Source organism: Paenibacillus sacheonensis, assembly GCF_009909195.1.
Lineage (GTDB): Bacteria > Bacillota > Bacilli > Paenibacillales > Paenibacillaceae > Paenibacillus_Z > Paenibacillus_Z sacheonensis.
Window position 1 is genome coordinate 109088 of sequence record NZ_JAAAMU010000007.1, and the last position, 25432, is coordinate 134519.

Genomic DNA, 25432 nt, shown 5'->3' on the forward strand with positions numbered 1-25432 from the left:
TCAGGGCGCGACCTCCGAATCGTATTCGACGTAGGCGCCGGATCGTTCCAAGACGGCGAAAGACAACGGTTTAAGCACGACCGGATACCGCGTACCCGACCAATTCACGACGCCTTCCGATTCGGTTTCCGCCAGATTGGACAGCACCGCTTTTCCGCTGTCCGCAAGCCATGTCAGCCCGATGTTTTCACCCTCGGCGACCCAAGGGAACTGCCAGCTTGCTCCGCTCCGGCTCACCAATTCGCGAAGCTGCGCGGTTCCTTCCGCAGCGTTCGCCGACGATGCCTCCCGGTCCCAGAAGACGATATGGGATGCGGATGGTCCCAAGCGCTCAAGCATGTCTTTGTTTGCTTCCGCCGCTATCCGGTCGAATACCACTTGCTTGTAAGCAGGCAGCTTCGCCAGCCATTGCTCGCTTAACCGGTACGCGCCGAAGAACAAGAGCAGCTCTCCGTCGTCGCAGGTTTGGTCCGCGCGAACGGGCTTTGCGGGCAAGCCCGCCAGCACGGGCAAAGTCGTAGGGATGAACGCTTCCGAATACGCGCCGCTCGTGCCATAGGCGACATGTACCGGATAGCTCCGGACGGTATCCGAACAAGCTTGGTCGAGCGCTTCCAACGCCGGCCGCGCGGCAGCCAAAGCGTTCCAATAGCTTTCGTCCAACAGCCACGTCCCGCTCATGAACAGCACGTTCTCGATCCCGGCCGTAATCGCCATTTTCGCTTTATAGACCAGATTGTGCGGCTTGAGCGATCTCGGAGGGAATATCGTCGATTCGCTGTACGCATCCGCGCCGGCCATGAAATTCAAGTGGTAGGCGATGCCCATCATTTCTTGCGCCTTCCCGTTCGGGCTGCCGAAGGTTCCGTCGTTGAAGTGAAGCTCCCCGACCCGGAAGATCGTATCCGGAATTCTTGCGCGGATGGAAGGCACGTCGATGCCATGGCGTTCATCGCCGTAATGCATGACCATGATCCCCGGCCGAACCCCGTCGATGTCCGTCGCTTCGACGACGTCCGTCACCTTGCCGCATTGGAACGCGACCCAGTCCAGCATCAAGTCCGCGTCCCGCTTATCGATCGTCGCGTCGCGCAAGGATTCCCTCGTCGCCCGCCGCTCGTAGATCCGGTTGAATTCCGCGATGCAGGCCTCGCAGTAGCACCCTTCGATATCCGGACCGAAGTTGGCGTTCCTCAAGTCGTCGTCCAGGAAGACTTCCTTGAAGCCGGCTTCCCTCAGCTTTCTGGCCGCCTGCGCGTTGTCTTCGATCAAGCTGGCATCGATCGCGCCGCAATAGTAGACGGTCTCGCCCGATTTATCGATCCGATAGTGCCAATGCTTCGGAATTTCCAGATGCTCGAGATCCGGATCGTCCGGATTCAGCGCGTTGCCGGGATGCCCGATCGGGATGGTGACCGCTCCGACCTCGAGTCCGTGTCTTTCCGCGAATGCTCTCGCTTCGATAAGCTCTGCCGTATCGATCATTTTTCCGGAGAAGAAGCCGGCGATCCACACTTTCCGTATTCCCGCGTCCTTCATGAGTCCGATCAGACGATCGCGCGCGTCGACGTCCAGCAGCGGCCGATGTTCCATGCTGTAATTCAGCTTCATTGGTTTGCTCCTTCGCGTAGTAGTCTTTTCATATGGAAACCGGTCCGAATACGGCCAACGGGATGCCCATCGCGTCCTTCGCGTTGACGACGGGGTTGAAGCCTGCACCGTGGGAAAGCTGACAGTCGGCGGGCACGGATTGCTCGAAACGCAAGTGGATGCCTTGGCGGTCTTCCGTCAGTTCGGCCGCGAACGGAATTCTCCGCTTCTCTCTCTCCACCCGAAATCCGCATAATGGCCCGATCTCCTGCAGCCGGCCATTGATGCCGGACAGGTCGATCGTCAGCTCCGTACGCGCCTCGTTCCAGCGAAATCCGGCCGGACGCGGCCCTTTCTCCGCCACCTGCATTCCGTAGGCGATCCGCAGCGCCTGCCAGGCCATTCTTCGTCCGACGATCCGAAGCGATTCCGTATCCAGATGGATAATGTCCGCCAAACCGGCGTCTATCGTCGGAACCATGGCCGAATGGGCAATAGCTTGCTCCAGCGCCAGCTGATCGTCTTGCACGCGGTTCCACAAAGCGGGATCCGGCCATCGCGTATCGGGCTCGAGGACATGAAACACGGAAAGCTGCGCGTAGATGAACGGTAGCAGCGGGTCGTTCAGGTCTTGGCGCAAAGCAGCTACCCAGGAAACCATCGCATCGTAATACAGAGGAGCGGTCACCGTGCCTGTATCGCTCTCTCCCTGATACCACAGGACTCCTTTGACCTTACCGCCAAGCTTGTTAATCCGGCGAAGCATTGCCCCATAGAAGGAATCGCCACCCTTGTCCGCAAGCCGGTAATCCCAATGCGCCATGCTCGTTCCGGAATGGGAGCATACGATGAGGCCGATCGGCACTTGGACCTGTTGTCTCACTTCCTTCGCAAACGGAATGCCTAAGCCCGCTCCATGCTGGCGAAATTGCCTTTGTTCGACAATCGCTTGCGCAAGCTCGGCATCCGACACCTCTCGATTGACGGGGTCGACCGATTCCAGCAGCCAGCAGAGCGGATCGGTCGCGACATCCCAGCGATCGCCTAAGTAGAAGCAGCTGATTCCGGCCTCCGGCTGCTGAATTTCTCCGAGCTTGCCTACGCCGTCCATATTCGATTGACCGGCCAGTATCCAGAGATCTCCCGCGAATACCGGCGAGACGGAACCGAACGCCGTACGGGAATCATCGGAATCGGCCGTTCCCGATCGGATTCTGATTTCTACGCTGTGTTCTCCTACGGGCACGTTTGCCAAAACGCCCGTAATTGCATGGTTCTCTGCAGGGCCCAGAGGGGTCCATGGGCCGACGGAATTTGTTCCGTTGAATCGGGCTTCCGCACAAAGCTCCGAACCTGCCGGAAGAACGCCCGCCAGTTCCAGCTTGATCGGAATGACGGCTTCGTTCCGTTCGTCTCGTTGCACCACCTGATGAGGCACCGGTTCGACGATCCTGCATGGAAACGCCGTATCGCTCAAACGAATTTCCGTGCGGCTCGGCTTCATGGCGAACCCTCTTCCGTCAGCAGGATCAGCTGCGAAGTCAACGCCGTATCCAGCTGGATCTCAAGCCCTTCTCTCGACAAGGAATAGCCGCCGAGCGAGAACTCGCTGCCTTCCGGCTCGATTCGTACCCGGTAGGAGGCATTCTTCTTAAGTCCCTTGAACTTGATCGTATACGCATTTTCTTCCGCGTTGACGAGCCGGAATACCGCCGCGACGGCTTTGCTGCGCTCCTCCGATACGTACTCCAGCGCGGCCCATCCGCTGCCGTCCGCTCCGGGTATGACAGGCGTATGATGATAAACCTTCGCCGTCCGATGAAAGGTTCGGATAAACGATTTGTAGATCTCGATATATTTGCGAGTCGTCTTCATAATGGCCGGATTGGCATTCTCCAGCGTTGGCGCGATGCCGAACAAGGTCGGATGCCCCATGACGATCGCGTGCAATTGGGTATCGAGATTTCCGGCATACGCGCTTTCGATGCCCGTCGACCGGTTGATATATTCGGGCGGCAGCGCCATGCTCATGCCGTTCAGGATCCGAACCGTCCGCGGCATCTTGAACCAATCGGACACCCAGGTCGTCGTGAACCGGCTGACGATGCCGATATCCGTCCGCCCTCCCCCGCTTGCGCAGTTCTCCAGCTGCAGGTTCGGAAACCGCTTGCCCACGCGCTCGAAAATGTCGTAAACCGCTTCTACGTGCCTCCAATGCGTATTCTCGTTCCTGCCGTCCCGCCGGTTAAACCCTCCGTCGTTGGAGCTGGAGTTGTAATCCAAGCGGAACATATCCAGATCGTACTTCTCCACGAGACGGATGATTTCCGACTCCACGAAAGCCTTGACCTCCGGTTTCGCCAGGTCGAGGACGCGTTCGAACTTGCTGCCGTACTTATGAAGGAACCAGTCCGGGTGATCCTCCGCGAGCTTCGATTTGGAGCCGGCGGTTTCCGCTTCTACCCACAATCCGACCTTCAGGCCTTTGGAGCGCGCGTAGTCGAAGACAGGGAACAGATCGTTCGGGAGGCCTTCCGCGGGATGCCAATCTCCTGTCGTATTGCCCCAATCCGCGCCATCCTGTCCGTTATTCCCGTACCAGCCCGCATCCACCATCAGAAGCTCGGCTCCGAGCGCCGCCGCGATATCCGCCTCCCGCTTCAGCCCTACCTCGCTCATCTGCGGCTGCTTATAGCCCGGCTGCATATACCCGGCCTGGTTATAGATGACCGGCTGCAGGCCGTCGCCGGCCGTGCGCAGGACGGACTTTCGCAGGTGCGAATGGAGGTTCTGGACCGCCGTGTCCAAGTCGACATGGCTCATGCCGAAGTGCACGACGGGCGCTTGAACCGATTCGCCCGGCGCGATCAGTCTGGCCGGGGCCGGCGTAACCGGCATGATCTCGAAATTCAAGTTCACTTTCATGGGCAGCCGGCCGTCGTTGAAGTAATCCGCGAAGAAGGCCGTTTTCCAATTGGAGGACCAGCCCATCTGGCACACGAAGTAGCCGCCGTTGATGTTGTTTCGAAGGATGAAGAACGGATTGCTGTGCCCGCTCATGCCGAACGTCGACTGGAAGAAGACGCCGGTGTTCAAGGGGATATCCTGCCAATCGAAATTGCCCTCGTGCGACCAATACAAGTCTTTGAATCTTCCCACCGAATACGGAGAGACCGTATGGTCTCGCAGGTTATCCGCCAAGTTGTCGCTCACGTTCCATATGCATCCCTTAAAAGGAACCATGCTCGTAAGTCCTAGCGTCGCATCCTCCGAGAGATTCGCGATTTCCATCGATCTCGTGAAGAAGCCGAATCCGCAGCAGCCCGTCGTTATGTTCAGAAGCAGCGGCTTTATCGTATTTCTCAACGTCAGCGTTCCGCGCGCGTTGCCGGTCGCGTCCTCGTCCGAGACGAAGCCCGCGAATTCCCAGCCGTAGTAGATGGATTCGCCGTCCACGACGAGATCGAAAGCCGGCTTATCCTTTAGATCGCTTAATTCGTAAATGGTGATGCCGTTATCTTGAAATCCCGAAACCAGCAGCCTGCCGTCCACGAGCGACTCCGTGTAAACCGACAGCTCCGACACGTACTGGAAACGCAGCTTTTCTAAATCCGCGATTATGGCGTTGGACGTTACGTTCATTGGGCAACCACCTTCTCTTTCGTGGAAAAGGGACGCCTCTCGATAGGCAGTCCCTTGTCGCGGTTACGTGCTCTAACCTGCCGTTATTGCAGCCATTTCGCCTCTTTATGGACTCATTATAGAAAAGGCTTTCCTCGGAAAACATGGACATTTCGGCGGAATCTATAACAATCCGGCGCCACGCGGAGGTTGCGGAATTCGCTCGCGATAAAAATTGTATTTTCTTTATGATTTTTGGACTTTCGGCACCGGAAACTGCCGAGCCCTTTCCGGCTGCTTATCGAGCAAAGCAAAAAAGCCGCAATCACGCGGCTTCTAAAGGTACCTATTCATGTTACCCGGACTCCTACCGAAGACCCTGCAATCACTATTCTAGACCGGTCGACTTGTCGGAGATTGGGAATAATTGTCGAAAAAATAAAGGATTTTAGGACGTTAAGGCTAATAGTTATATGTTTGCCTATTTTTGAACACCGACGACAAAGGAGTGAATGAATTGAAAAAGAAGCGCCTCTCTCTCATGACGGCCTGTCTCCTGCTGGTTGCGGCGCTGGCGCCTTCGTTAGCAGCCGTGCGGGAAGCCGCTGCGGCCGAAACGTGGATCGATGTGCGCACGCCCGCGGAATTGGATGACATCAGGAATCATCCCGCCGGCAACTTCAGGCTGATCGAGGATATCGATCTTTCGGGCTATGCCGATTGGAACCCGATCGGCGATTCCGGCAGCTCGCCCTTCACCGGCAAATTCGACGGCCAGGGGCACTCGATTTCCAATTTGAACATCGATCGGCCGGGAGAAAACAATGTAGGGTTGTTTAAGCATACCGACGGCGCCAGCATCGCCAATGTGCATCTCGTGCATGCAAATGTCCGAGGATACGCCTACGTCGGAGGGCTCGTGGGCGATTTTAGCGGATCCCAATTGTCGGGCTCCTCGGTATCCGGAACCGTCGCCGGACATGAAGCTGTCGGCGGCATCGTCGGCTACAGCGACTTATCGAGCATCGCCGACAGCTATTCGACGGGACGCGTGTCCGGGGAGCCCTCGGCCGCAGACGAGTTCGGAGGCATCGCGGGTTACGCGACTTTCGGCGTTGCGAAGGGACTGATTCGCAATGTCTACTCGAATGCCGTCATCCATGGTAGCCCCAATTCGGGCGGGCTCATCGGCAAGGCGGACGGCTATCCGACGATAAGCAATGCCTACTGGGATACGGAAACGAGCGGCCAATCGACATCGAGCGGCGGCGGCGAAGGGCATCCTGCTTTGGATATGAAGCATATGGCTACCTATGCGGGATGGGATTTCACCCATGTTTGGGGTATTGTCGAGGGATCGACTTCTCCGCTGCTCCTCGGTCAATACGACAGCATTGCTCTAGATGCCTTGAATGTCGCAAATGCGGCCGACGGCTCAGCCATCCCCCTCGACCGTGCGTTCGCCGGCAATTACGGCATTTATAACGCGCAAGTGGTCAGCCAAGTCGATCATCTTACCATAGCGGGGACGGCCAAACGAAGCATGTCTACCGTTTCCATTGATAATGGCGGCAACTTGGAGACGATTGCACTGAATCCGGGCGTCAACGCGATCGCGGTCCGAGTAACCTCGGCGGCAGGATTAACCGCCGATTACATGCTGAACGTCACGCGAGACGCGGGCACGGCGCAGTATCCGCATCGCATAACGACTGCGGCTCAGCTTGCCGATCTCAGCCATGCTGCGGCAGGTTACGGCATGAATCAAGTTTACGAATTGGAAGCCGACCTGAATCTATCCGATTATGCGGATGGGGACGGCTGGCTGCCCATCGGGAGCACCGCCTCGCCTTTCACGGGCATATTTCACGGCAATCGGCACATGATCGCGAATTTGAAGGCGAATCGGTCGTTAACCGACGATGTCGGACTTTTCGGGAAAACGATCGGCGCGCAAATTGCCGATCTGGCCTTATCGAACGTGAACGTGACCGGCCGCGATTCGGTTGGCGGACTGATCGGCACTTCCGTCGATACGACGGTTAGTTACGCGACGGTTCATGGCGCCGTAACCGGAAACGACCGCGTGGCCGGTCTGGTCGGTACGATGAGCGGAACGTCGCGGATCGACTATGCGTTATCGACAGCTTACGTATCCGCCCCTGCATTGGAGATCGCCGGGGGACTCGTCGCGGATGCTAGCGCTGGAACAATCGCTCACTCCTTCTGGGACACGGAGACCAGCGGACAATCGACGTCCGGCGGAGACGCTGCTGGAAAGACGACCGGCGAACTTCAGACGAAGGCAACCTACGCGTCCGATAATTGGTCGATCGGCAGCGGGCAGAACTGGGATCTGATCGAGGGTACCGGTTATCCGTTGCCGAAGGCGAGCTTTGCACAAGCCGCGTTAGCCGGCTGGACGCTCAGCACGCCGGGAGCAACCCATTCGCTCGGGAGCTTCGATGCGCATACCGGCCTCTACGCGGCAGCCTTGAATACGCCGGTGACAACGGCTGTCATCGCCGCGACGCCGGCCGATCCGAGTTCTAAGGTGACGCTGAACGGCGAAGCTTCCTCCAGCGTAAATCTGCATTTGGGTAGCAATCCGATCCGAGTGCTCGTCACGTCGCAGGACGGACTTTCGCAAGGCTCGTATCTCTTGATGCTCGCGGTACCGACGCCGCAAATCCAATCGGTGCAGGTGCCGGCTAACGGAACCTACGGAATCGGCCAGGCGTTGAACTTCACGGTCACGTTCAACCACCCGATCGATGCTGCGGGAACGCCGCTCCTTCCGATTCGCTTGAACGGCTCCGATATTACAGCTGAATATGCCGGGCATCCGGCGGGTCAGCCAAACCAGCTGACGTTCGCCTACACGGTGAAAGCCGGCGACTTGGATTCGGACGGCATTGCCCTGGGCAGCTCTCTTGCGGCTGTCGCGCCAGCTGCTATCACGTCCATCGGCGATGCCGTGCCGCTTGCGCTTGCCGGCGCAGCCACGACGAGCGGCGTGCTGGTCGACGGCGTCCTCCCTGCTATCGCGTTGACGCCATCGACCGCGGCACCTGCAAACGGCCCGCTGTTCGTCTTGGTCGATGCTGACGGAACCGGCAGCGCGATCCGTTCATTGAAGTGGGCTGCCGGTTCGCAGGCAGCCTCCTATTTCGCAAGCGGAGGAACAATCGTGGACGCAGGCGCATTCGAGGTGACGGGCAACGGAACCTACACGGTATATGCCGAAGATGCTGCAGGCAACAGTCGCATCGATACGATTGCGATCGGCAACATCGTAAACGGACCGCCAACCATCGCACTGGATTATACGCCGAAAACCGGAACCCCCTCGCAAGTCGAAATAACGGTCGCAGCAGCAGCCGACGGGGAAGCATCCGGAAATGCAATCCGCGATTTGCGGTGGGCGCCCGGAGACTTGAACATCGGCAGCTTTTCGAATCCGGCGTTCGGCACGGCAGTCGCTGCCACGAATCGAATTCCGATCACGCGAAACGGCGCGTACACGGTGTACGCGAAAGACGCCATTGGCAATGAGCGAGCGGTGTCCATCGAGATTACGGCGATCGTATCCGATACGGGTACCTACGCGCCGCCAGCCCCCGTGCTCTCGGACGGTCAATTCGTGTTATTTCCCGGGCAAGCCTATACGCTTAACTATGGCAGTCTGACCTTGCGCATTCCGGCAGGCGCGGTGACTCAGAAGACGACCGTTTCCATTCAAAACGCGACGCGCGATGCGCAAAAGCTTCTTGGCACCGATCAAATCCTGCTGAGCGATGCCTTCCGCCTGACGAAAGACGTGGACGGAAAGTTCGCTTTCCCGGTCACGTTAACGCTGACGCGCAGCAGCGATCAAGGTGATGACGGACAGCCTTCCGCCGTGTTCTATTATGACGAAACCGCCAAGCAGTGGAAGAAGCTTCCCGGAAAGTCCTCCGGCTCGACCATAGCCGGCGAAACCGATCACTTTACGCTGTTTGCCGTTATGCCGATAACGGAGGATTCCGAGGGCACGAAACCATCGTTCAACGATATCGCCGGCCACTGGGCCGAAAATGAAATCCAATCCAGCGCCGCACTCGGCTGGGTGAATGGCTTTCCGAACGGTACGTTCCTGCCGAACCAAGCCGTCACGCGCGCGGAGTTCGCGGTCATGCTGAGCAAGGTGCTGGACCTGCCAGCAGCGCAAGCCTTGCCGTTCGAAGATGCGAACGGCATCCCGGATTGGGCTGCCGCCTCGATCGCTTCCGCTGCTCGGGCAGGCATCTTGAACGGCTACGAGGACCGCACTTTCCGTCCAGCCGCGAACATTACCCGGGCCGAAGCAACGGTCATGATCGGTAAAGCAGCCGGGCTGACCTCGGCGGCCGTCGGCACTTCCTTTGCGGATGACGCGCAAATCGCCGGCTGGGCCAGAGGCTGGGTCGCCGCTACGGCTAAAGCGCAGCTCGTGCAAGGCCAAGCAGGCGGCGCGTTCCGCCCGCAGGCGGGGACGACCAGAGCCGAGGCGGTGGTGCTGCTTCAGCGTTTGCATGCAGCGATGAGCTAACTAACAAAGATGAGCCCCGAGAATTCTCGGAGGCTCATCTTTTTTTGAATGAAGGAGCAGCGCGGCCGTGACGGCCGCATTATTTTAACGGCTGTCTAGAAGAAGTTGTTTTTATCGAAGAATTCCATTTCGCAGTTTAATCATTTGGCAGTTTAATCAATTGGCAGTTTTATCATTTCGCGGTTGTTTCATTTCATGTAGCGGTATTCCAGGAGATTCTTTAAATTATCGATTTTCTGCAGCAGCTTCTCCCCGACGTTGGTTTCCCTTACCAGCTTCCGCGCCAGTTCCTTGTCCACCAGCCTTTTCACGGACAATACGTCCGTTCCGTTGCACAACACGTCTTCTTTCGAAATGAATTTCTGATGGGCGACGAGCTGCATGCCAAAAGAATTATACAGCAAGGTATAGCCGGCGATGCCAGTCGTGGATTGATAGGCTTTGGAAAACCCGCCGTCGATGACGACCAATTTTCCGTTTGCTTTAACGGGGCTCTCTCCGCGAATTTCTTTGACCGGCGTGTGGCCGTTGATGATATGTCCATGATCCGGATTCATGTCGAACTCCATCAGGATGTTCCGGCAGGTCTCCTCCTTCTCGCGCAAGTGGTAATACGGATTCTTTCTCTCCTTATAGGTTTCTTTATCTTGGATAAAGTACCGTTCAAAGGTGGTCATTTCTCGCTTGCCGAAGAGCGAGGAGCATTCCCCCGTCCAGATATACCAGACCATATCCGTAGCCAGATCGTCCGTCTCTTCCGGATGCGCGAAGGCGTAACGCAAATAATATTCGAAGACGTCGAGCAGCTGACGGCCCGAATACGTCTTGTCTTCAATCCGCATTTCTTCCATGTTTCCGTCTTCATCCAGGGGAATGCACCCGTGAAATAACAAATTCCCGTTGTATCTTAAATAAAGGCTGCCCTTCTTCATCAGGAAATTCATATGTCTGGCCAGCTTTTCGGAATGCTGGACGGAGAACAGCAGCTTCTCCATCACCTGCCGTTCTTCCTCCAGCAATTCTTCGGGCTGCTGCGGATTCACGGTCGCGAAGCAGGCGTTTGCCAGCGGGTACGTTTTTCCGCCCATGTTGATTTCGTTATTGTCGTAATCGATCTGCTCGATCAGCAGCCGATGAGACATATTAAAATAAGGACGTCGCTTGATGATCGGGATTTCCAGCTTGAATTGGATCACGGCAATGGCTTGATGGATCTTGGTAATCTGCAGGATTTCCTGCTCCGAACCATTATGGTCGGTCTGCAGCTTCGGTCTAAAAGCCGGGTTGTCGCTATAGTATTTCTCCGCCAAGTTCAACAGCGGACGCAGATTGATTCCGTAGACGTCTTCGATAATGTCCAGATTGTCGTATCTGGCGCAGATCCGGATGATGTTCGCAAGGCAGACCAGGGAACCCGCGTAGGCGCCGATCCATAGGACATCATGGTTCCCCCACTGAATGTCTACGGAATGGTAGTTGATCAGCGTGTCCATGATCTTATCGGGTTCCGGCCCGCGGTCATAGATATCGCCGACGACGTGAAGATGGTCCACTACCAAGCGCTGCGTCGTATAAGCGAGGCCGATAATGAGCTTATCCGCCTGGCCCAAGGAAATGATTTGCCGGTAGATTTCCTCGTAATACGGGTCCTTATTGTTGGTCGAATCCGTCTTGTATAGTAGTTCTTCTACAATATAGACAAACTGCTCCGGCAGCGCTTTGCGCAATTTCGCGCGCGTGTATTTGGAAGAGGCAAACGAAATCAGCATAAGCATTTGCTCGATCGTTTGCCTGTACCATTGGTTCAGGGCTTGTTTATTGCACAAGTCTGCTTTAACCAGCTGTATTTTTTCTTCCGGATAATAAACCAACGCCGTGAACGAATTGATCTCATGCTCCGTCCAAACCGCGCGGAACAACGCTTTGATTTTCTCTTTGACGGTACCCGAACCGTTTCTTAGCACATGCTGAAAAGCCTGGAACTCCCCGTGCAAATCGCTGACGAAATGCTCGGTTCCCTTGGGAAGATTGGAGATCGCTTCAAGGTTGATGATTTCCGTTACGACTTTGTCTTCCGTATCGTAATGTTGGGCCAATAAATCTAGAAACTGCGCATCCAAGTCCGATGTCCTCCTTCAAGGAAATATGGCGAACGATAAGAGGGCTCAAACCTCCGCTATCTTTTGGAGTAGTTTACCATAGATTCGAATGATTTATTCTGCACGATAGAACAATAGCCTCGCGAATAACGGGCGATTCATGAAACCGAGGCCTATAAAGTGGACCGCTGGACAAAGTTTGTAAATTGTATAAAATGGAGCTATGGATGATACGAAGAAGCTGCATGTTGTTGCCACGGCATTAAAGGTGTTTTTCAAGTACGGTTACAAGCGCGTATCGATGAACGACATTGCGGAGGCCGCTGGTATATCGCGCGCCGGTCTCTACTTATACTTCAAGAGCAAGGAGGACATATTCAACGCCGCGATCGTTCACCACGGCGATATCCTCATCGAGGAGATCAAGGAAGGGCTGTCGTCGCATATAACGACGGAAGACAAAATAGTCTACGCCTTCGAAGTCTGGGCGATCCGTAACTTCGACGATTCGCTGCATTCGCCGGAATATAGGGAAATAACGGACAGCTCTTACCAATTCGCTCGGGAGGCGCTCGACGAGAGCTATGGGAAGTTGGAAACCCTGCTCTCCTCTTTGTTGGAAACGTGCCCTGCCGGCGCGAGCGGCATTCCGCCAAGGAGAGTGGCACATCTGATCACGGGCGCGTTGCGCGGCTTTAAATCGGTTGCTGCCGATTCGGACGAGCTGCGGTCTCTCGTTCAGGACCTCCTCCGTATGGTCATTGCCCGTCCATAACGAGCCGATGAACATGGAATAACCCGCCGAGCCTTCGGCGGGTTTCTTCGTTGTGGCATGGACGGCCATTCTGAGCGTAGTCGTTATGAGCGATCATCAGGCTTGACGAGCTTGACGAGTACATCGTTGAATGCTCCGGATATCGCGCAACGCTATAGAACGACCTTCTTCGTTGCCACTTCTTCTTGGAACGTCTGGTCATGCTCCACGAAAACCATGGTCGGATGAAAGCTTTTGATTAGCGCTTCGATTTGCATCCGCGAGTAAACGTCGATAAAGTTCAGCGGCTCATCCCAAATATAGACATGGGCTTTTTCGCATAAGCTTTTGGCTATGAGCAGCTTTTTCTTTTGTCCGCCGGAATAATGGCCGATATCTTTCTCGAACTGGATACGGTCGAAATCCATCTTTCGCAGAACGGATTTGAATAACGGTTCATCAATCCCATTCTCTTCAATGAAGTCCGACAACTTCCCCTTCAGATGAGACGTATCCTGCTGGACGTAAGAAATGACCAGGCCTGAGCCTACGCTCAAGGTACCCATATGCTGAATCGGCTCCCCGAGCAGCAATTTCAAAATACTGCTCTTGCCGCTGCCGTTCCTTCCATCGAGCACGACTCGGTCTCCCGCTTCGACGGTAAAGCTTATCGGCGCATGTACCCATTCGCCATCATACCTAACGGAAACATCCGTTAATTGAATGAGTTCGTTTGATTTGTACGCCAATGTCTCTAGCTGCAAAGCCTCCGTTTTTTCCACGTTTTTCAGCAGCGTCGACTTTTCTTCGATCGCTTTATGCTGCCTCGATTCCAGGCTCTTGGCGCGTTTCATCATTTTTGCGGCTTTATGCCCGACATATCCCTTGTCTAATTTGGAACCGGAATTCGTGGTGCCGTTTTTGGTAGCTTCCACGCGATTGGACCAGCTGGCCGAACGTTTCGAAGATTGCTGCAGCCGGCCGATGTCTTTTTGCAGACGCTCGTTCGTTTTTTCCTCATGTTCCTGCTGTCTGTCGAAATTCAGCTTCCATGAAGAATAATTACCGCTTTGCACTTCGATATCGGCTCTGTTGATCGACAAGATATGGTCCACGCAGCCATCCAAGAAATTTCGATCATGCGAAATCAAAATAAATCCTTTTTTCTTTCGCAAATAGTGGGCAACCGTCTTTCGAGCATGGATATCCAGGTGATTGGTCGGCTCGTCGATTAATAGAAATTGCCCTTCGTTCAGAAAAAGCGCGGCCAGCAAAACCTTCGTCTGTTCCCCGTTCGACAAGGTTTCGAATGGACGGTACATGACTTCGGCATCGACTTCTAAATAAGACAACTCTCGTAGAAACTCCCAATCCTCTGCCCGAGGACAGATTTCTTCCAGTATTTCGTACGTTAATTTGCTCTTATCCGATACCGGATAGGGAAAATAATTAAACGCCACGGAAGATAGTATCGTTCCGTTATATTCATATTTCCCCAGCAATAAATTGAAAAAAGTCGTCTTGCCTCGACCGTTGCGGCCGATAAAGCCAAGCTTCCAATCCGTATCGATTTGAAAGCTGACATCCGCAAAAATCGGATCGAAGCTGCTCGGATACGAAAATGTCAGGTTTTGTACGTGTATCATTGACATGGTAGTGCCTCCTTTTTATAACGAGGTTGCTTGGTATAAAAAGTCGGTACATATCCATCCCATCTCGTTTACTCCGCATAAGGGTTCAATGGATATGAACGACTTATACGGAGTCGACATGCGTAACGGCCGTGTCCGTGCTCATGCTATCCCTCCTTTGGAAAAACAAAAAAGCCACAAGAAAGTTAGCTTTTCCCGTGACTCAAACAGATATGACAAATCCGGCCCTAGGGCTGGACTGCAATACCGATCGAGCGAAAAGAACAAGTAACGTTCCTGCTTATATAAAGAATAAAACAAGCGATTTGGTTTATTCTCTACAACCTAAGCAAGAACGATTACATGATTCTCTTCAACTCCCATCGTGAAATTAAAACCCACTTTATCATAAACGACAACTTATTTCAAATTTAATCGGGCTAGTAAATGAAGACAGAAAGGCTGCCTCGTTGGAGACAGCCCCATCATATCAAGAAATTCACCAACGCGAAACGCTAGTGGACTGCTTATTGCCGCACCGCTCGCGCCTCCCGGCGTTCGGCGTCATCGCGGCACGCGGTGCTTGGTCACACCTCGGCTGTCAACCTTTGCAGCGCACGCAAGCCAATCTCTTCATGAGTGCGAATGAATAACCTATATACCTTACAGCTAACGGTTGTATGGGTCGCTATTCGGTATAAATGAGCCCTTTTAAATCGCTAACGATTGCCAGGAGGCTTATTCAGTGATTTTTCCGTGCTTATCAGCGCTTATATGCCAACTAACGTTTCTCACAAACGTTAGCGGCTAAGCAACCGCATATTTTGAAGATTAGCGCCGATGACAATCGTTAGGGGTCGGCCCGAATGTACCTTGAGCGCCGGAACCTCCGATTCGTATCGATTCGTATCGATTTCATCGAGATTCAATGAAGCGCCGCCGTCCGGCCGCGAATCGTCAGGACGCGTCCCGCCTCCCAGGCGACGTTCGCCGAGATTTGCAGCTCGAGCTCCCGGCCATCCTGACGAAGCGCCAATGCATACGTGAACGGGGTCTCCGCGAGGAGCAGCCGGATGTCCAGCGTGCTGCCGTCCTTCCATGAGAAGCTGCCCTCGGCGCGCTGCTCGGCGCCTTGTTTGATGCCGTCGATACGAATTCGGCTGGATTGCCAAGCGCCTCGGCCCAATCGGGCGGTCTGATCGCCGACGCGGTCATTGCCGATGACGAGCTCCGCGCCTTGCGCCGAGAAGCGCAGCGCGATCGTATCGAGCTGGAGCTCGTTGGACTCCAAGCGGAAGACGCAGCCTTCCAACTGCGATTCGTTCGGCGAGGAAGCTTCCCCCTGCGGCGCGTCGATACGAAGAGCCGCAAGACGTTCGGCCAGCTCCGCTTGCACGGATTCGTTCGGATCGATGGCTTCGGCGTCGGACAGGGCGGGCAGCAGCTCGGCCCAGACGACGTCAAGCACGGCTTGCATATCGCCAAGCCCGGACGTGACGGCAAGCACGGCTTCTTGTTCCGGCATGACGACGCAAAATTGGCCGAACGCTCCATCGCCCCGGTACGCTCCGTGACGGCAGCGCCAGAATTGGTACCCGTAACCCTGCGTCCAATCGTTCGCGCGACCGTCGTCGTTGTCGATGTGGAAGGAAGTCGCTTCATCGACCCAAGCGCGCGGCAAAATCTGCCGCCCGGCCCATTCGCCGCGCTGCAAGTACAACTGGCCGAATTTGGCGATGTCCTCCGTCGTCACGCTCAGCCCCCAGCCGCCGACGGCGATGCCGCGCGGACACGTCTCCCACGCGGCCTCGGACATGCCGAGCGGCACGAACAGGCGCGGCTCCAGGAACGCGAGAAGGGATTGCCCGGTAACCCGTTGAAGGATGGCGGACAGCATGTACGTGGCCGCGCTGTTATAGGCGAAATGCGTGCCGGGCGCGTACTCGACGGGCTCAGCCAGGAAGGCTCGGACCCAATGATCGTCTTTCTGCACGCTTCCGGTGACGTCCGCGGCATGTCCGGTGCCCATCATCAATAGATGCCGGATCTGCATCGCGGCGAGATTCTCCGATACCTGCTCGGGCACGTCGTCGGGGAAGAAACCGATGACGGAATCGTTCACCGACAGCAGTCCCTCCGCAGCGGCGAAGCCGATCGCCGTCGACGTGAAGCTTTTGCTAAGCGAAAACAGCATATGCGGATATTCCGGCCGGTACGGCGCCCACCAGCCCTCCGCGGCGACTTCGCCGCGCCGGAGCAGCATGAAGCTGTGCAGCTCCAAATTTCGTTCCCGGACGGCGTCCAGGAAGGCGATTACCGCTTGCGAGGACAGGCCCTGCGCCTCCGGCGTCGTTCTCGGCAGACGAGTTTGCTTGGTCATGATTTCGATTCCTCCCGAATTCATACTTGAAGTACGAGGTGCACGCGAAATAAATGCGCTTACATAACGACGGATTTCGATCGGCGAGCGGCTTCCTGCCATGCATGCCGATCATGTTTTCCGTTCTCAGTTAGCATGTTATAGCAGTTGCATCCTGGTGTAAAGCGGTCCTAAGAGAGATTTTCCATGCGCAAGGCATAGAAAAAAGCCGCATCGACTGCGGCTTGGACAAGAAGATATAATTATGCCTCAGACGCTTCCTCCCGGCCGGGCGGTCGATTCTCTCACCGCAAGCTCGGGCAGCAGCCGGATGCGCTGCTTGGGCATGTCCCCGCCGTCGATTCTGCGAATCAAGAGCTCCATGACCCGATTCCCGAGCTCCTGCGTCGGCATGGAGACCGACGATAGCTTGGGATCCATGATCTCGCACAGCATCGTATTGTCGAATCCGATGATCGACAGTTCGTCGGGCATGCGGATGCCGCGCGTTCTTGCCGCCAGCATGGCCCCCACGGCGGAGACATCGTTGTAGCCGAAGATCGCCGTCGGCCGGTCCGCCCGGTCGAGCAGCATGCCTGCCTGTTCGGCTGCCCCGTCGATCGTGTGGCCGCCGACGCGGATCAAGCCTTCCTCCGCCTGGAATCCGCGGTCCTGCAGCGCCTGCCTGTAGCCGCGAATCCGTTCATGGCTGCTGAGCGTGTCCTCGCCCACCATGCCGATGCGAACATGCCCAAGCTCCAGCAAATATTCGGTGGCGCGGTAGCCGCCCAGATAGTCGTCGGCGGTTACGCTGTCCACGGAGAGCTCATCGCGTTCATGGGCGAAGAGGACCACCGGTACGCCGTCCTCGGTCAGCTCCTTCAAGAGACCGATATTGTTGAAGCGCGCTGCGATAATATACCCGTCCACCTTGCGCCGGAGCAGGGAGATATGGCGCTCCTCTTTCTCGGGGTCGCGCTCCGTAGACGCCATGACGATCGTATACCCCAGCTCGTGGCCCCTCGCTTCGATGCGTTTCAAATATTCGGCATAGACCGGATTATCGATGTCCGGAATAATCAAGGCGATCGTGCGCGTACCTTTCCCCTTCATGGCGGAAGCCATCACGCTCGGCTCGTAGCGCTGCTCGTCCATGATTTGTTTGATCTTGTTCCGCGTCTTCTCGCTGATTCTGCCTTTATTGTTGATGACCTTCGATACGGTGGCCGTCGACACGCCCGCCGCCCTGGCGATATCGTATATCGTCGATTTCATGCAGCACGCTCTCATCTCTACTTGTTTTGTCCAGTATAGCGAACGGGCGGAGAAATGGGAAGGACGCCGGGCCGTTCGTCCGCCGGGCGTCCACCGCTTAACTTATTCCGCTCGCTGCCTTGTCTTCGGACGGATGACGATAGAACGACGGGCGTTCAGGCATGGAAATACGTACGATGGCGCCCGAATCGCGCGCCTCCAGGCAGGCGTCGGATGCGATCGCCGCCGCGTAGCCGTCCCATGCGGAAGGCCCGTTCATCTCCCCGCGCAGCGTGGAGTCGATCCAGTCCTGAAGCTCGATGTCGTACGCTTCGATGAAGCGTTCCTTCCAATCGGTCAGCAGCCCGGTCGACAGCTTCGCTTCGCTGCGCATCGTCACGCTCATCGGCTCGGGCAGGCTGACGATGCCCATCTCCCCGACGACCTGGCATTGGATATCGTAACCGTACTTGCAATTGACGAAGATCTCGCCGTTGATTCGGACGCCCTTCGCCGTCTCCATGTAGACGAGCAGCGGGTCCTGCAGATGGCTGCCGGCCAGTCGAGACTTGCGAGGCTGAACGACTTGGACGGATACGTAATCGTCGTCCAGCAGCCACCGGTGGACATCCAGTTCGTGGATGAACGTGTCGACGATGGACATGTCCCTCGTATAGAAGTCCGGCACCGACACGTTGCGGTGCGCGCAGTTCAGGATAAGCGGCTCCCCGATCGTCCCGTTGACCAGCGCCTCCTTCACCGCGCGGTAACCGCGGTCGTAGCGGCGCATGTACCCCACTTGCACCAACCGTTTGCCGAACGCCGATTCCGCTTCGACGATGGCCTTGCAGCCTTCGGCCGTCACGGCCAGCGGCTTCTCGCAGAATACCGGCTTGCCCGCCGCGATCGAAGCCAGCACGAACTCCTCGTGCGTGGCGCCCCAAGACGTCACCATCACCGCGTCCACGTCCTGCGCGCGGATCAGCTCCTGCCCATTTTCATAGATAACGGCCTGCAGCTTGAATGCATCCACGACCTCCCGCGCCTGCGCGGCGTTGACGTCCGTCACGGCGACGACCTCCGCTCCCTTCAGCACCTGCGTCATGCGGCGAACATGCTCCCGGCCGATCGCGCCGGTTCCGATTACGCCTACCCGTAATGTCATCTGTCCCGTGCCTCCCCATCCATCGTCTGTCTTGTACGTGCTACCAGCGTGCCGTCACCATTTTCTTCCGCGTATAAAATTCCACGCCGTCCGGGCCGCAGGCATGAAGATCGCCATAGAACGATTTCTTCCAGCCGGAGAACGGGAAGAACGCCATCGGCGCAGGGACCCCCAGGTTGACGCCGAGCATGCCGGCATCGATCTCTTCGCGGAACTTGCGCACGTTGCTGCCATCCTTCGTGAAAATACAGGCGCCGTTGGCGAATTCCGACTGATTGGCCATCGCGATGGCATCGTCGAGCGAGACGGCTTGGGCGACGGACAGCACCGGGGCGAAAATCTCGTCCTTCCAAATCTTCATCTCCGTCGTTACTTGATCGAAGATCGTCGGACCGACGAAATAGCCCTTGCCGTTCACCGCCGAATCGGAGCGGCCGTCGCGAACCAGAAGCGCGCCTTCCTTCTCGCCGGTCTCGATATAGCTCAGCGTGCGCTCCTTGTGCGCGCCGCGGATGACCGGGCCCAGGAATACGTCATCCTCCAGGCCGTTGCCGATCTTGATGGCGTCGGCCGCTTCCTTCAGCTTCGCCAAGAACGGTTCATGCGCTTCGCCGACGGCCACGACGACCGAAGCGGCCATGCAGCGTTCGCCCGCGGAGCCGAACGCCGCGTTCAGCACCTGATTCACGGCGTAATCCAGATCGGCGTCAGGCATGACGATCGTATGGTTCTTGGCGCCGGCGAGCGCCTGCACGCGCTTGTCGTGCGACGTTCCTTTCCGGTAGACGTACTCAGCCACCGGCTGGGAGCCGACGAACGAGATCGCCTTCACGTCCTTGTGCTCGAGCAGTCCGTTGACGACGTCATGCGCGCCGTGCACGATGTTCAGGACGCCGTCCGGTAATCCCGCTTCCTTCATCAGCTCGCCGAGCCGGTTCGCCAGCTGCGGCGTGCGCTCCGACGGCTTCAGGATGAAGGCGTTGCCGCAGGCGATGGCGAGCGGGAACATCCAGCACGGGCACATCATCGGGAAGTTGAACGGCGTGATCCCGCCGACGACGCCGATCGGGTATCGGTACATGCCCGATTCCAGATTGGTGGCAATATCGGGCAGCTGCTTGCCCATCATCAGCGTAGGCGCGCCGGCCGCGAATTCCACGCATTCGATGCCGCGCTGCACTTCGCCGTAAGCTTCTTTATAGCTCTTGCCGTTCTCCAGCGTGATGAGGCGCGCCAGCTCTTCCCAATGTTCCATCAGCAGCTGCTGATAGCGGAATAGAACGCGGGCGCGGCGGGGCACAGCGGTTGCGCTCCAGGATAGGAACGCTTCTTTCGCCGACTGCACGGCGACATCCAGGTCCTCGCGGCCGGACAAGGGAACGCGGGCCAGGATCTCTTCGGTTGCCGGATTGTACACGGGCTCCGACTTGCCCGACGTGGACGAGACCCACTGGCCGCCGATAAAATTGGGGAGCGTCTGCGCTTCGATTGTAGACATCTGTGTTCCTCCTTGGATTAAGACTGACTCGCGAACCGGCCGCTCTTGCACAGCTCGATATAATCTTCGATAGCCTCAAGCGTCGGCATGGCGTCCGAGCAGCTGTGGCTCGAGATGACGATCGAGGCGGCCGCGGCGCCGTATTCCATCGACCTGGCGGGATCCCAGCCCTTCATCAGGCCGTGAATGAAACCCGCCGCGTACGAATCGCCCGCTCCGAACGTCTTGACCACGTTGGCCGGAAACGTCGTGCCTTCGATCCGCTCGCCTTCCTTCGTGAACGCGAACGAGCCGTCTTTGCCGTGCTTGATGACGACGATGCTCGCATGGCGACCGAACCACTTATTCGCCGTGTATGCGTCATCCCGGCTCGCGTTCCGTTCGAACGTCTCCATGGCGTCGAATTCTTCGCGCGTGCCGAGGATGACATCGCATTGCGCGGCCGCGAGGTTGTAATAGACGGCCGTCTCCTCAGGCGAAGCCCAGGTATAGGGCCGATAGTCAAGGTCGAACAGCACGACGGTACCATGCTTGCGCGCATAATCGAGCGCTACGAACACGGCCTCTCTCGAAGGGCTCTTCGCCAATGCCGTGCCCGAGATCAGCAAGGCCTTGGCATTCGCGATGTAGGCCTCGTCGACGTCGCGTGGCTCGAGCAGCAAATCGGCGACATTGTCGCGGTACATGAGAATGCTGCAGTCGCTCGGGCTCTTGATTTCCGTAAAAGCGAGCCCGGTCACGCTGCCCGATCGGTCCGTAATCATGCCGGAAGTATCGATGCCGTTACGCTCGAAATAGCGCACGATGAACCTGCCCATCTGGTCGTCGGACACGCGTCCGATGAAGCCGGTCCGCATTCCGAGTCTCGCCATGCCGATCGTGATATTGGCCGGCGAGCCGCCGACGTATTTGGTGAACGTGACCGTGTCCTCCATGGGCCGGTGAATCTCGTTGGCGTTCAGATCGACGCATGCGCGTCCGAGCGCGACGAAATCAAGCAGCCTGCCTTCCGGGAACGATAGGTTGTTCATTCCGGCTTCACTCCCTCGTCGTAGTCTGCGGCAAGCGCCGCCTCCGCCAGCTTGCGCTCCATGACCCACGCATGGTCCGGGTCGTTGCGGAACACCCATGCCCGAACCGGGCCGGCCATTACGTTCAGGTAATAGACCTCGTAGCCGGGCGGCGCCGACACCGGGTGATAGCCCTCCGGCACCAGCACCGCATCGCCGTCCTTGACGGCCATCGTCTCGTCCAGCGAACGCTCATCGTTATATACGCGCTGGAGCGCGAATCCATTCCCCGGGTTAACCCGGTGATAGTACGTTTCTTCGAGATAAGACTCGTGAGGCAGATTATCCGTGTCGTGCTTATGCGGCGGATAGCTGGACCAATGGCCCTCCGGCGTAAACACCTCGACCACGAGCAGGCTGTCCGCTTCCTTGTGCTCCGGAAGAATATTGTGAATCCGCCGCCCGATGTTGCCCGCGCCTCGCTGCTCGACGCCGACGTCCGCCGGACCGATCAGGCGGGCGGGGTGGCTTCCCTTGCCCGGGGCCAGACATACGGCCAGTTCCAGCTTGGTCAGCGCCTCGACCTCGAAGGAATCGTCGATCGGTACGTAGACCGAATACGGCGGAATCTGCTCGAACACGCTCATCCGCTCTCCGATATCGTCCCACTTTGCATGCCGCGTGCCGACCTTCGCCCTGCCGGACAACAGGACGAGGCAGGCTTCCCGGTCTCCCGTCTCCCGCTTCAGCGACTGGCCGGGTTGCAGCGCGTACACCTCGAATCCGACGTACGACCAGCCTGCCGAAGCCGGCGTAATGCCAAGCACCTTGCCTTCTTGATCCGGCGCTTGCGAAGAAACGATCAATTCTGCCATGCTCCGCTTCCCTCCTCTTGATCGATTGCCGATACCGTCTACAGGCCGGCCTGCTCGCGGATGAAGCGGCGTGCTTTCACCGCGTATTCGAACGGGTTCGCCAGGGCGGGATCCTGCTCGGCCTCCACGACGAACCAGCCCGCGTAGTTCATCGCGCCCAGCTTGGCGAACACCGGCGCGAAGTCCACCGCTCCGTCGCCGGGCACCGTGAACGCGCCTGCTTTGACCGCTTGCAGGAAGCTCAGCCGCTCCCGTCTGACCTGCGCGACCACGTCCGCCCGGATATCCTTCAAATGCACATGCTTGACGCGATCGGCATGCTTCGCGAGAACCGCAAGCGGATCCTCGCCGGAGAAGGCCAGATGGCCGGTGTCGAACAGCAGCGAGACGAGCGCCGGATCCGTGAGTTTCATCAGCTTGTCGATCTCCTCCGCCGTCTGAACGCCCGTGCCCATATGATGGTGATAGACGACGTCCATCTCCTTCTCTTGCGCAAGCTCGCCCAGCCGATGAAGACCGGCCGCGAGCATTTGCCACTCTTCCTCCGCGAATGACGGCTTGTCGTCGAACACCGGCCTATCCGGCATGCCTTGAATGCTATGTCCCTGTTCCGCGACCACGATTACCCTTGCTCCCATGGCATGAAGAAAATCGCGATGCCGGGTGAACGCGTCCACGGTCTCCTGCAGCGGCTTCGTCACGAGGAAAGCGCTGAACCACGCGCTCGCGATCGATAGGCCGCGCGGCGCGAGGTATTTCCGCAGCACCGCCGGATCCCGCGGGTACTTGTTGCCCACCTCGCTACCTTCGAAGCCGGCGAGCGCCATTTCGCTGATGCACTGCTCGAACGTATTTTCCCCGCCCAGCTCCGGCAGATCGTCGTTGGTCCATGCGATGGGCGCGATGCCGAGCTTGATTCTCGAATTATCCAGCATGCCGTTTCCTCCTTGGGATCTGTTGGCAATCAATACGGCCGGGCTTCTTTCAACGCTTGCTCTTTCCGGGCGTAAGCCTGCTCGGCCGCCGGATTTCCCGAGACCTCCGCGACGCCGAAATGCCACCACTGCTCGTAATCGTGCGTCATCGTCTTCGGCAGCACCTTGATGTCGATCAGCGTGGAGACCGCCTGCTTCTTCGCATCGGCAATCGCCTCCCGGAGCTGTTCCAGCGTGCGGGCGGCGTAGGTTTTCACCCCGTAACCTGCCGCGCTCTGCGCAAAATCGATCCGCATCAGTTCGCCGTCGAGCCGCCCCGTATCCGGATTCCGGTAACGGAACTCCGTGCCGAAGCTTCCCATGCCATTGCCCATCTGCAGGTTGTTGATGCAGCCGAACGACGCGTTGTCGAACAGCAGCACGTTGATTTTCTTCCGCTCCTGCAGGCTCGTCACCAGCTCCGAGTGCAGCATCAGATAGCTGCCGTCGCCGGCCATCGCATAGACTTCCTTGTCCGGCTCCGCGAGCTTCGCGCCGAGCGCGCCGGAAATCTCGTACCCCATGCAGGAGTAGCCGTACTCCATGTGATAGGTATTGGGCAGCCTGCTCTTCCACATCCGCTGCAGGTCGCCCGGCAGACTTCCCGATGCGCCGACGATGATCGCGTCCGCGTCGATGAGCCGGTTTATTTCGCCGATAACGCTCGTCTGCGTCAGACCGCTCTGAAAGCGTTCGCTGAATTCGGGCAGCACGTGATCGAGGTGCCCCTCCACCTCGGGCACGAACGGTTCCCCATCGCGGTAGCCCGTGACATTCAACCGTTCGAGCTCCGCGTTCCAATCCGCCTTGGCGGCTGCGATCTCGCCGTCGTAAGATGCGCGGTACCCGAGTGCGGAGAGCTCGCGTTCCAGCGCCTCCAGCGACAGCTTAGCGTCGGCCGTCAGCTTGACCGCATCGAGCTTGTAGCCGTCGTGCACCGAGACGTTGATCGTCAGCACGTCGGCCTCCGGGTGCCGGAACAGCCATTTCGACGCCGTCGTAAAATCGGAGTACCGCGTGCCGACGCCGATAATCAGATCGGCCTCCTGCGCCAGCCGGTTGGCCGCGAGGTTGCCCGTCACGCCGATGCCGCCGAGATTATACGGATGATCGCTCTCGACGGCGCTCTTGCCCGCCTGCGTCTCCGCGAACGGAATGTGGAAGCGTTCGGCGAAGCGCTTCAGCGCCTCTCCCGCTTCCGAATAACGGACGCCTCCGCCGCATAGGATGAGCGGCTTGCGCTTGCTGACGATCAGCGCCGCGGCTTCCGTCAGTTCCGCTGCGGCCGGAACGCGCCTTTCGATGCGGTGAACGCGCTGCTTGAAGAAGCTGACCGGGTAGTCGTATGCTTCGGTCTGCACGTCCTGCGGCAGCGCGATCGTTACGGCTCCCGTGTTCGCCTGGTCGGTCAACACGCGCGTCGCATGAATCAACGCGGACATCAGCTGCTCCGGGCGATTAATGCGGTCCCAGAATTTGCTCACGGCGCGGAAGGCATCGTTGGTCGTCAAGGTCAGGTCGTACGGCTGCTCGATCTGCTGAAGCACCGGATCCGGCTGTCGCGTTGCGAACGTGTCGCCGACAAGCAGCAGCACGGGAATTTGGTTGGCGGAAGCGGTCGCCGCAGCCGTGATCATGTTGGCCGAACCCGGTCCGACCGATGTCGTGCAGGCCATGATTTGTTTGCGCCGCTTCTGTTTCGCGAACGCGACAGCGGCATGGGCCATCCCCTGCTCGCTGCGCCCCTGGTATACCTCGAGCCCGCCGGCTTCTGCCTCCAGCGCCTGGCCGATGCCGAGCACGTTGCCGTGGCCGAAGATGGTGAACACGCCTTTGATGAGCCGCTGCCGCTCGCCGTCGAACTCCACCAATTGACTGTTCAAGAATCGGATGAGCGCTTGCGCGGTCGTTAATCGAACCGTTTCCATCGTTCTACGACACTCCTTTGAGCGAGGGTTATCGATTACCCTAAACCTATGAAAAAGGATGATATTTCTCTCATATCATCCAAATTACTAGATAGGGTAATCGT

15 protein-coding genes are annotated in these 25432 nt (G+C 57.6%); 2 read left to right on the forward strand and 13 right to left on the reverse strand.

The window, feature by feature from the left end; genetic code table 11:
• The 3 genes from GT003_RS15475 to GT003_RS15485 are packed head-to-tail and all read right to left on the reverse strand — an operon-like array spanning position 1 to position 5232.
• Positions 1-1611: a hypothetical protein gene (locus tag GT003_RS15475; protein ID WP_161699308.1), complete on the reverse strand. Its 1611-nt coding sequence runs from the start codon at positions 1609-1611 to the stop codon at positions 1-3.
• A gap of 28 nt (positions 1612-1639) precedes the next feature.
• Complete coding sequence (locus tag GT003_RS15480) at positions 1640-3094, reverse strand: sialate O-acetylesterase (RefSeq protein ID WP_161699310.1); 1455 nt, start codon at positions 3092-3094, stop codon at positions 1640-1642.
• Positions 3091-5232 carry an alpha-galactosidase gene (locus GT003_RS15485; RefSeq protein ID WP_161699312.1) on the reverse strand — a complete coding sequence of 714 codons (2142 nt, stop codon included), beginning with the start codon at positions 5230-5232 and terminating at the stop codon, positions 3091-3093. The genes GT003_RS15480 and GT003_RS15485 overlap by 4 nt, the downstream gene beginning before the upstream one ends.
• Positions 5233-5728: 496 nt before the next feature.
• Between GT003_RS15485 and GT003_RS15490 the strand changes: the two genes are divergently transcribed.
• Entirely contained in the window at positions 5729-9781 is a 4053-nt protein-coding gene (locus tag GT003_RS15490; protein WP_161699314.1) for an S-layer homology domain-containing protein, read from the forward strand.
• 188 nt (positions 9782-9969) lie between these two features.
• On the opposite strand, the gene GT003_RS15495 is transcribed toward GT003_RS15490, so the two are convergent.
• On the reverse strand, positions 9970-11901 hold the full coding sequence (locus tag GT003_RS15495) for a fructose-1,6-bisphosphatase (protein ID WP_161699316.1): 1932 nt from the start codon (positions 11899-11901) through the stop codon (positions 9970-9972).
• 202 nt (positions 11902-12103) lie between these two features.
• Between GT003_RS15495 and GT003_RS15500 the strand changes: the two genes are divergently transcribed.
• Positions 12104-12655, forward strand: coding sequence for a TetR/AcrR family transcriptional regulator (locus GT003_RS15500; RefSeq protein WP_161699318.1), 552 nt, complete (start codon positions 12104-12106; stop codon positions 12653-12655).
• Between the two features lie 152 nt (positions 12656-12807).
• Here GT003_RS15500 and GT003_RS15505 read toward each other — a convergent pair whose 3' ends face one another.
• The 9 genes from GT003_RS15505 to iolD all read right to left on the reverse strand — a co-directional run bounded on the left by GT003_RS15505 (position 12808) and on the right by iolD (position 25328).
• Positions 12808-14286 (reverse strand): Lsa family ABC-F type ribosomal protection protein, encoded by a 1479-nt coding sequence (locus GT003_RS15505; protein WP_161699320.1) that lies wholly within the window; start codon positions 14284-14286, stop codon positions 12808-12810.
• Between the two features lie 904 nt (positions 14287-15190).
• Positions 15191-16645, reverse strand: coding sequence for a serine hydrolase domain-containing protein (locus tag GT003_RS15510; RefSeq protein ID WP_161699322.1), 1455 nt, complete (start codon positions 16643-16645; stop codon positions 15191-15193).
• Between the two features lie 249 nt (positions 16646-16894).
• Positions 16895-17899 carry a LacI family DNA-binding transcriptional regulator gene (locus GT003_RS15515; protein ID WP_161699324.1) on the reverse strand — a complete coding sequence of 335 codons (1005 nt, stop codon included), beginning with the start codon at positions 17897-17899 and terminating at the stop codon, positions 16895-16897.
• 97 nt (positions 17900-17996) lie between these two features.
• A complete protein-coding gene (iolG, locus tag GT003_RS15520) occupies positions 17997-19043 on the reverse strand; it encodes a bifunctional inositol 2-dehydrogenase/D-chiro-inositol 1-dehydrogenase (protein ID WP_161699326.1) in 1047 nt (348 codons plus the stop codon).
• A gap of 40 nt (positions 19044-19083) precedes the next feature.
• On the reverse strand, positions 19084-20541 hold the full coding sequence (locus GT003_RS15525) for a CoA-acylating methylmalonate-semialdehyde dehydrogenase (RefSeq protein WP_161699328.1): 1458 nt from the start codon (positions 20539-20541) through the stop codon (positions 19084-19086).
• 17 nt (positions 20542-20558) lie between these two features.
• Complete coding sequence (gene iolC / locus GT003_RS15530) at positions 20559-21572, reverse strand: 5-dehydro-2-deoxygluconokinase (RefSeq protein ID WP_161699330.1); 1014 nt, start codon at positions 21570-21572, stop codon at positions 20559-20561.
• Entirely contained in the window at positions 21569-22426 is an 858-nt protein-coding gene (gene iolB, locus GT003_RS15535; protein ID WP_161699333.1) for a 5-deoxy-glucuronate isomerase, read from the reverse strand. The genes iolC and iolB overlap by 4 nt, the downstream gene beginning before the upstream one ends.
• A gap of 38 nt (positions 22427-22464) precedes the next feature.
• Positions 22465-23361 carry a myo-inosose-2 dehydratase gene (gene iolE / locus GT003_RS15540; RefSeq protein ID WP_161699335.1) on the reverse strand — a complete coding sequence of 299 codons (897 nt, stop codon included), beginning with the start codon at positions 23359-23361 and terminating at the stop codon, positions 22465-22467.
• Between the two features lie 29 nt (positions 23362-23390).
• Complete coding sequence (iolD, locus tag GT003_RS15545) at positions 23391-25328, reverse strand: 3D-(3,5/4)-trihydroxycyclohexane-1,2-dione acylhydrolase (decyclizing) (protein WP_161699337.1); 1938 nt, start codon at positions 25326-25328, stop codon at positions 23391-23393.
• Positions 25329-25432: the final 104 nt, after the last annotated feature.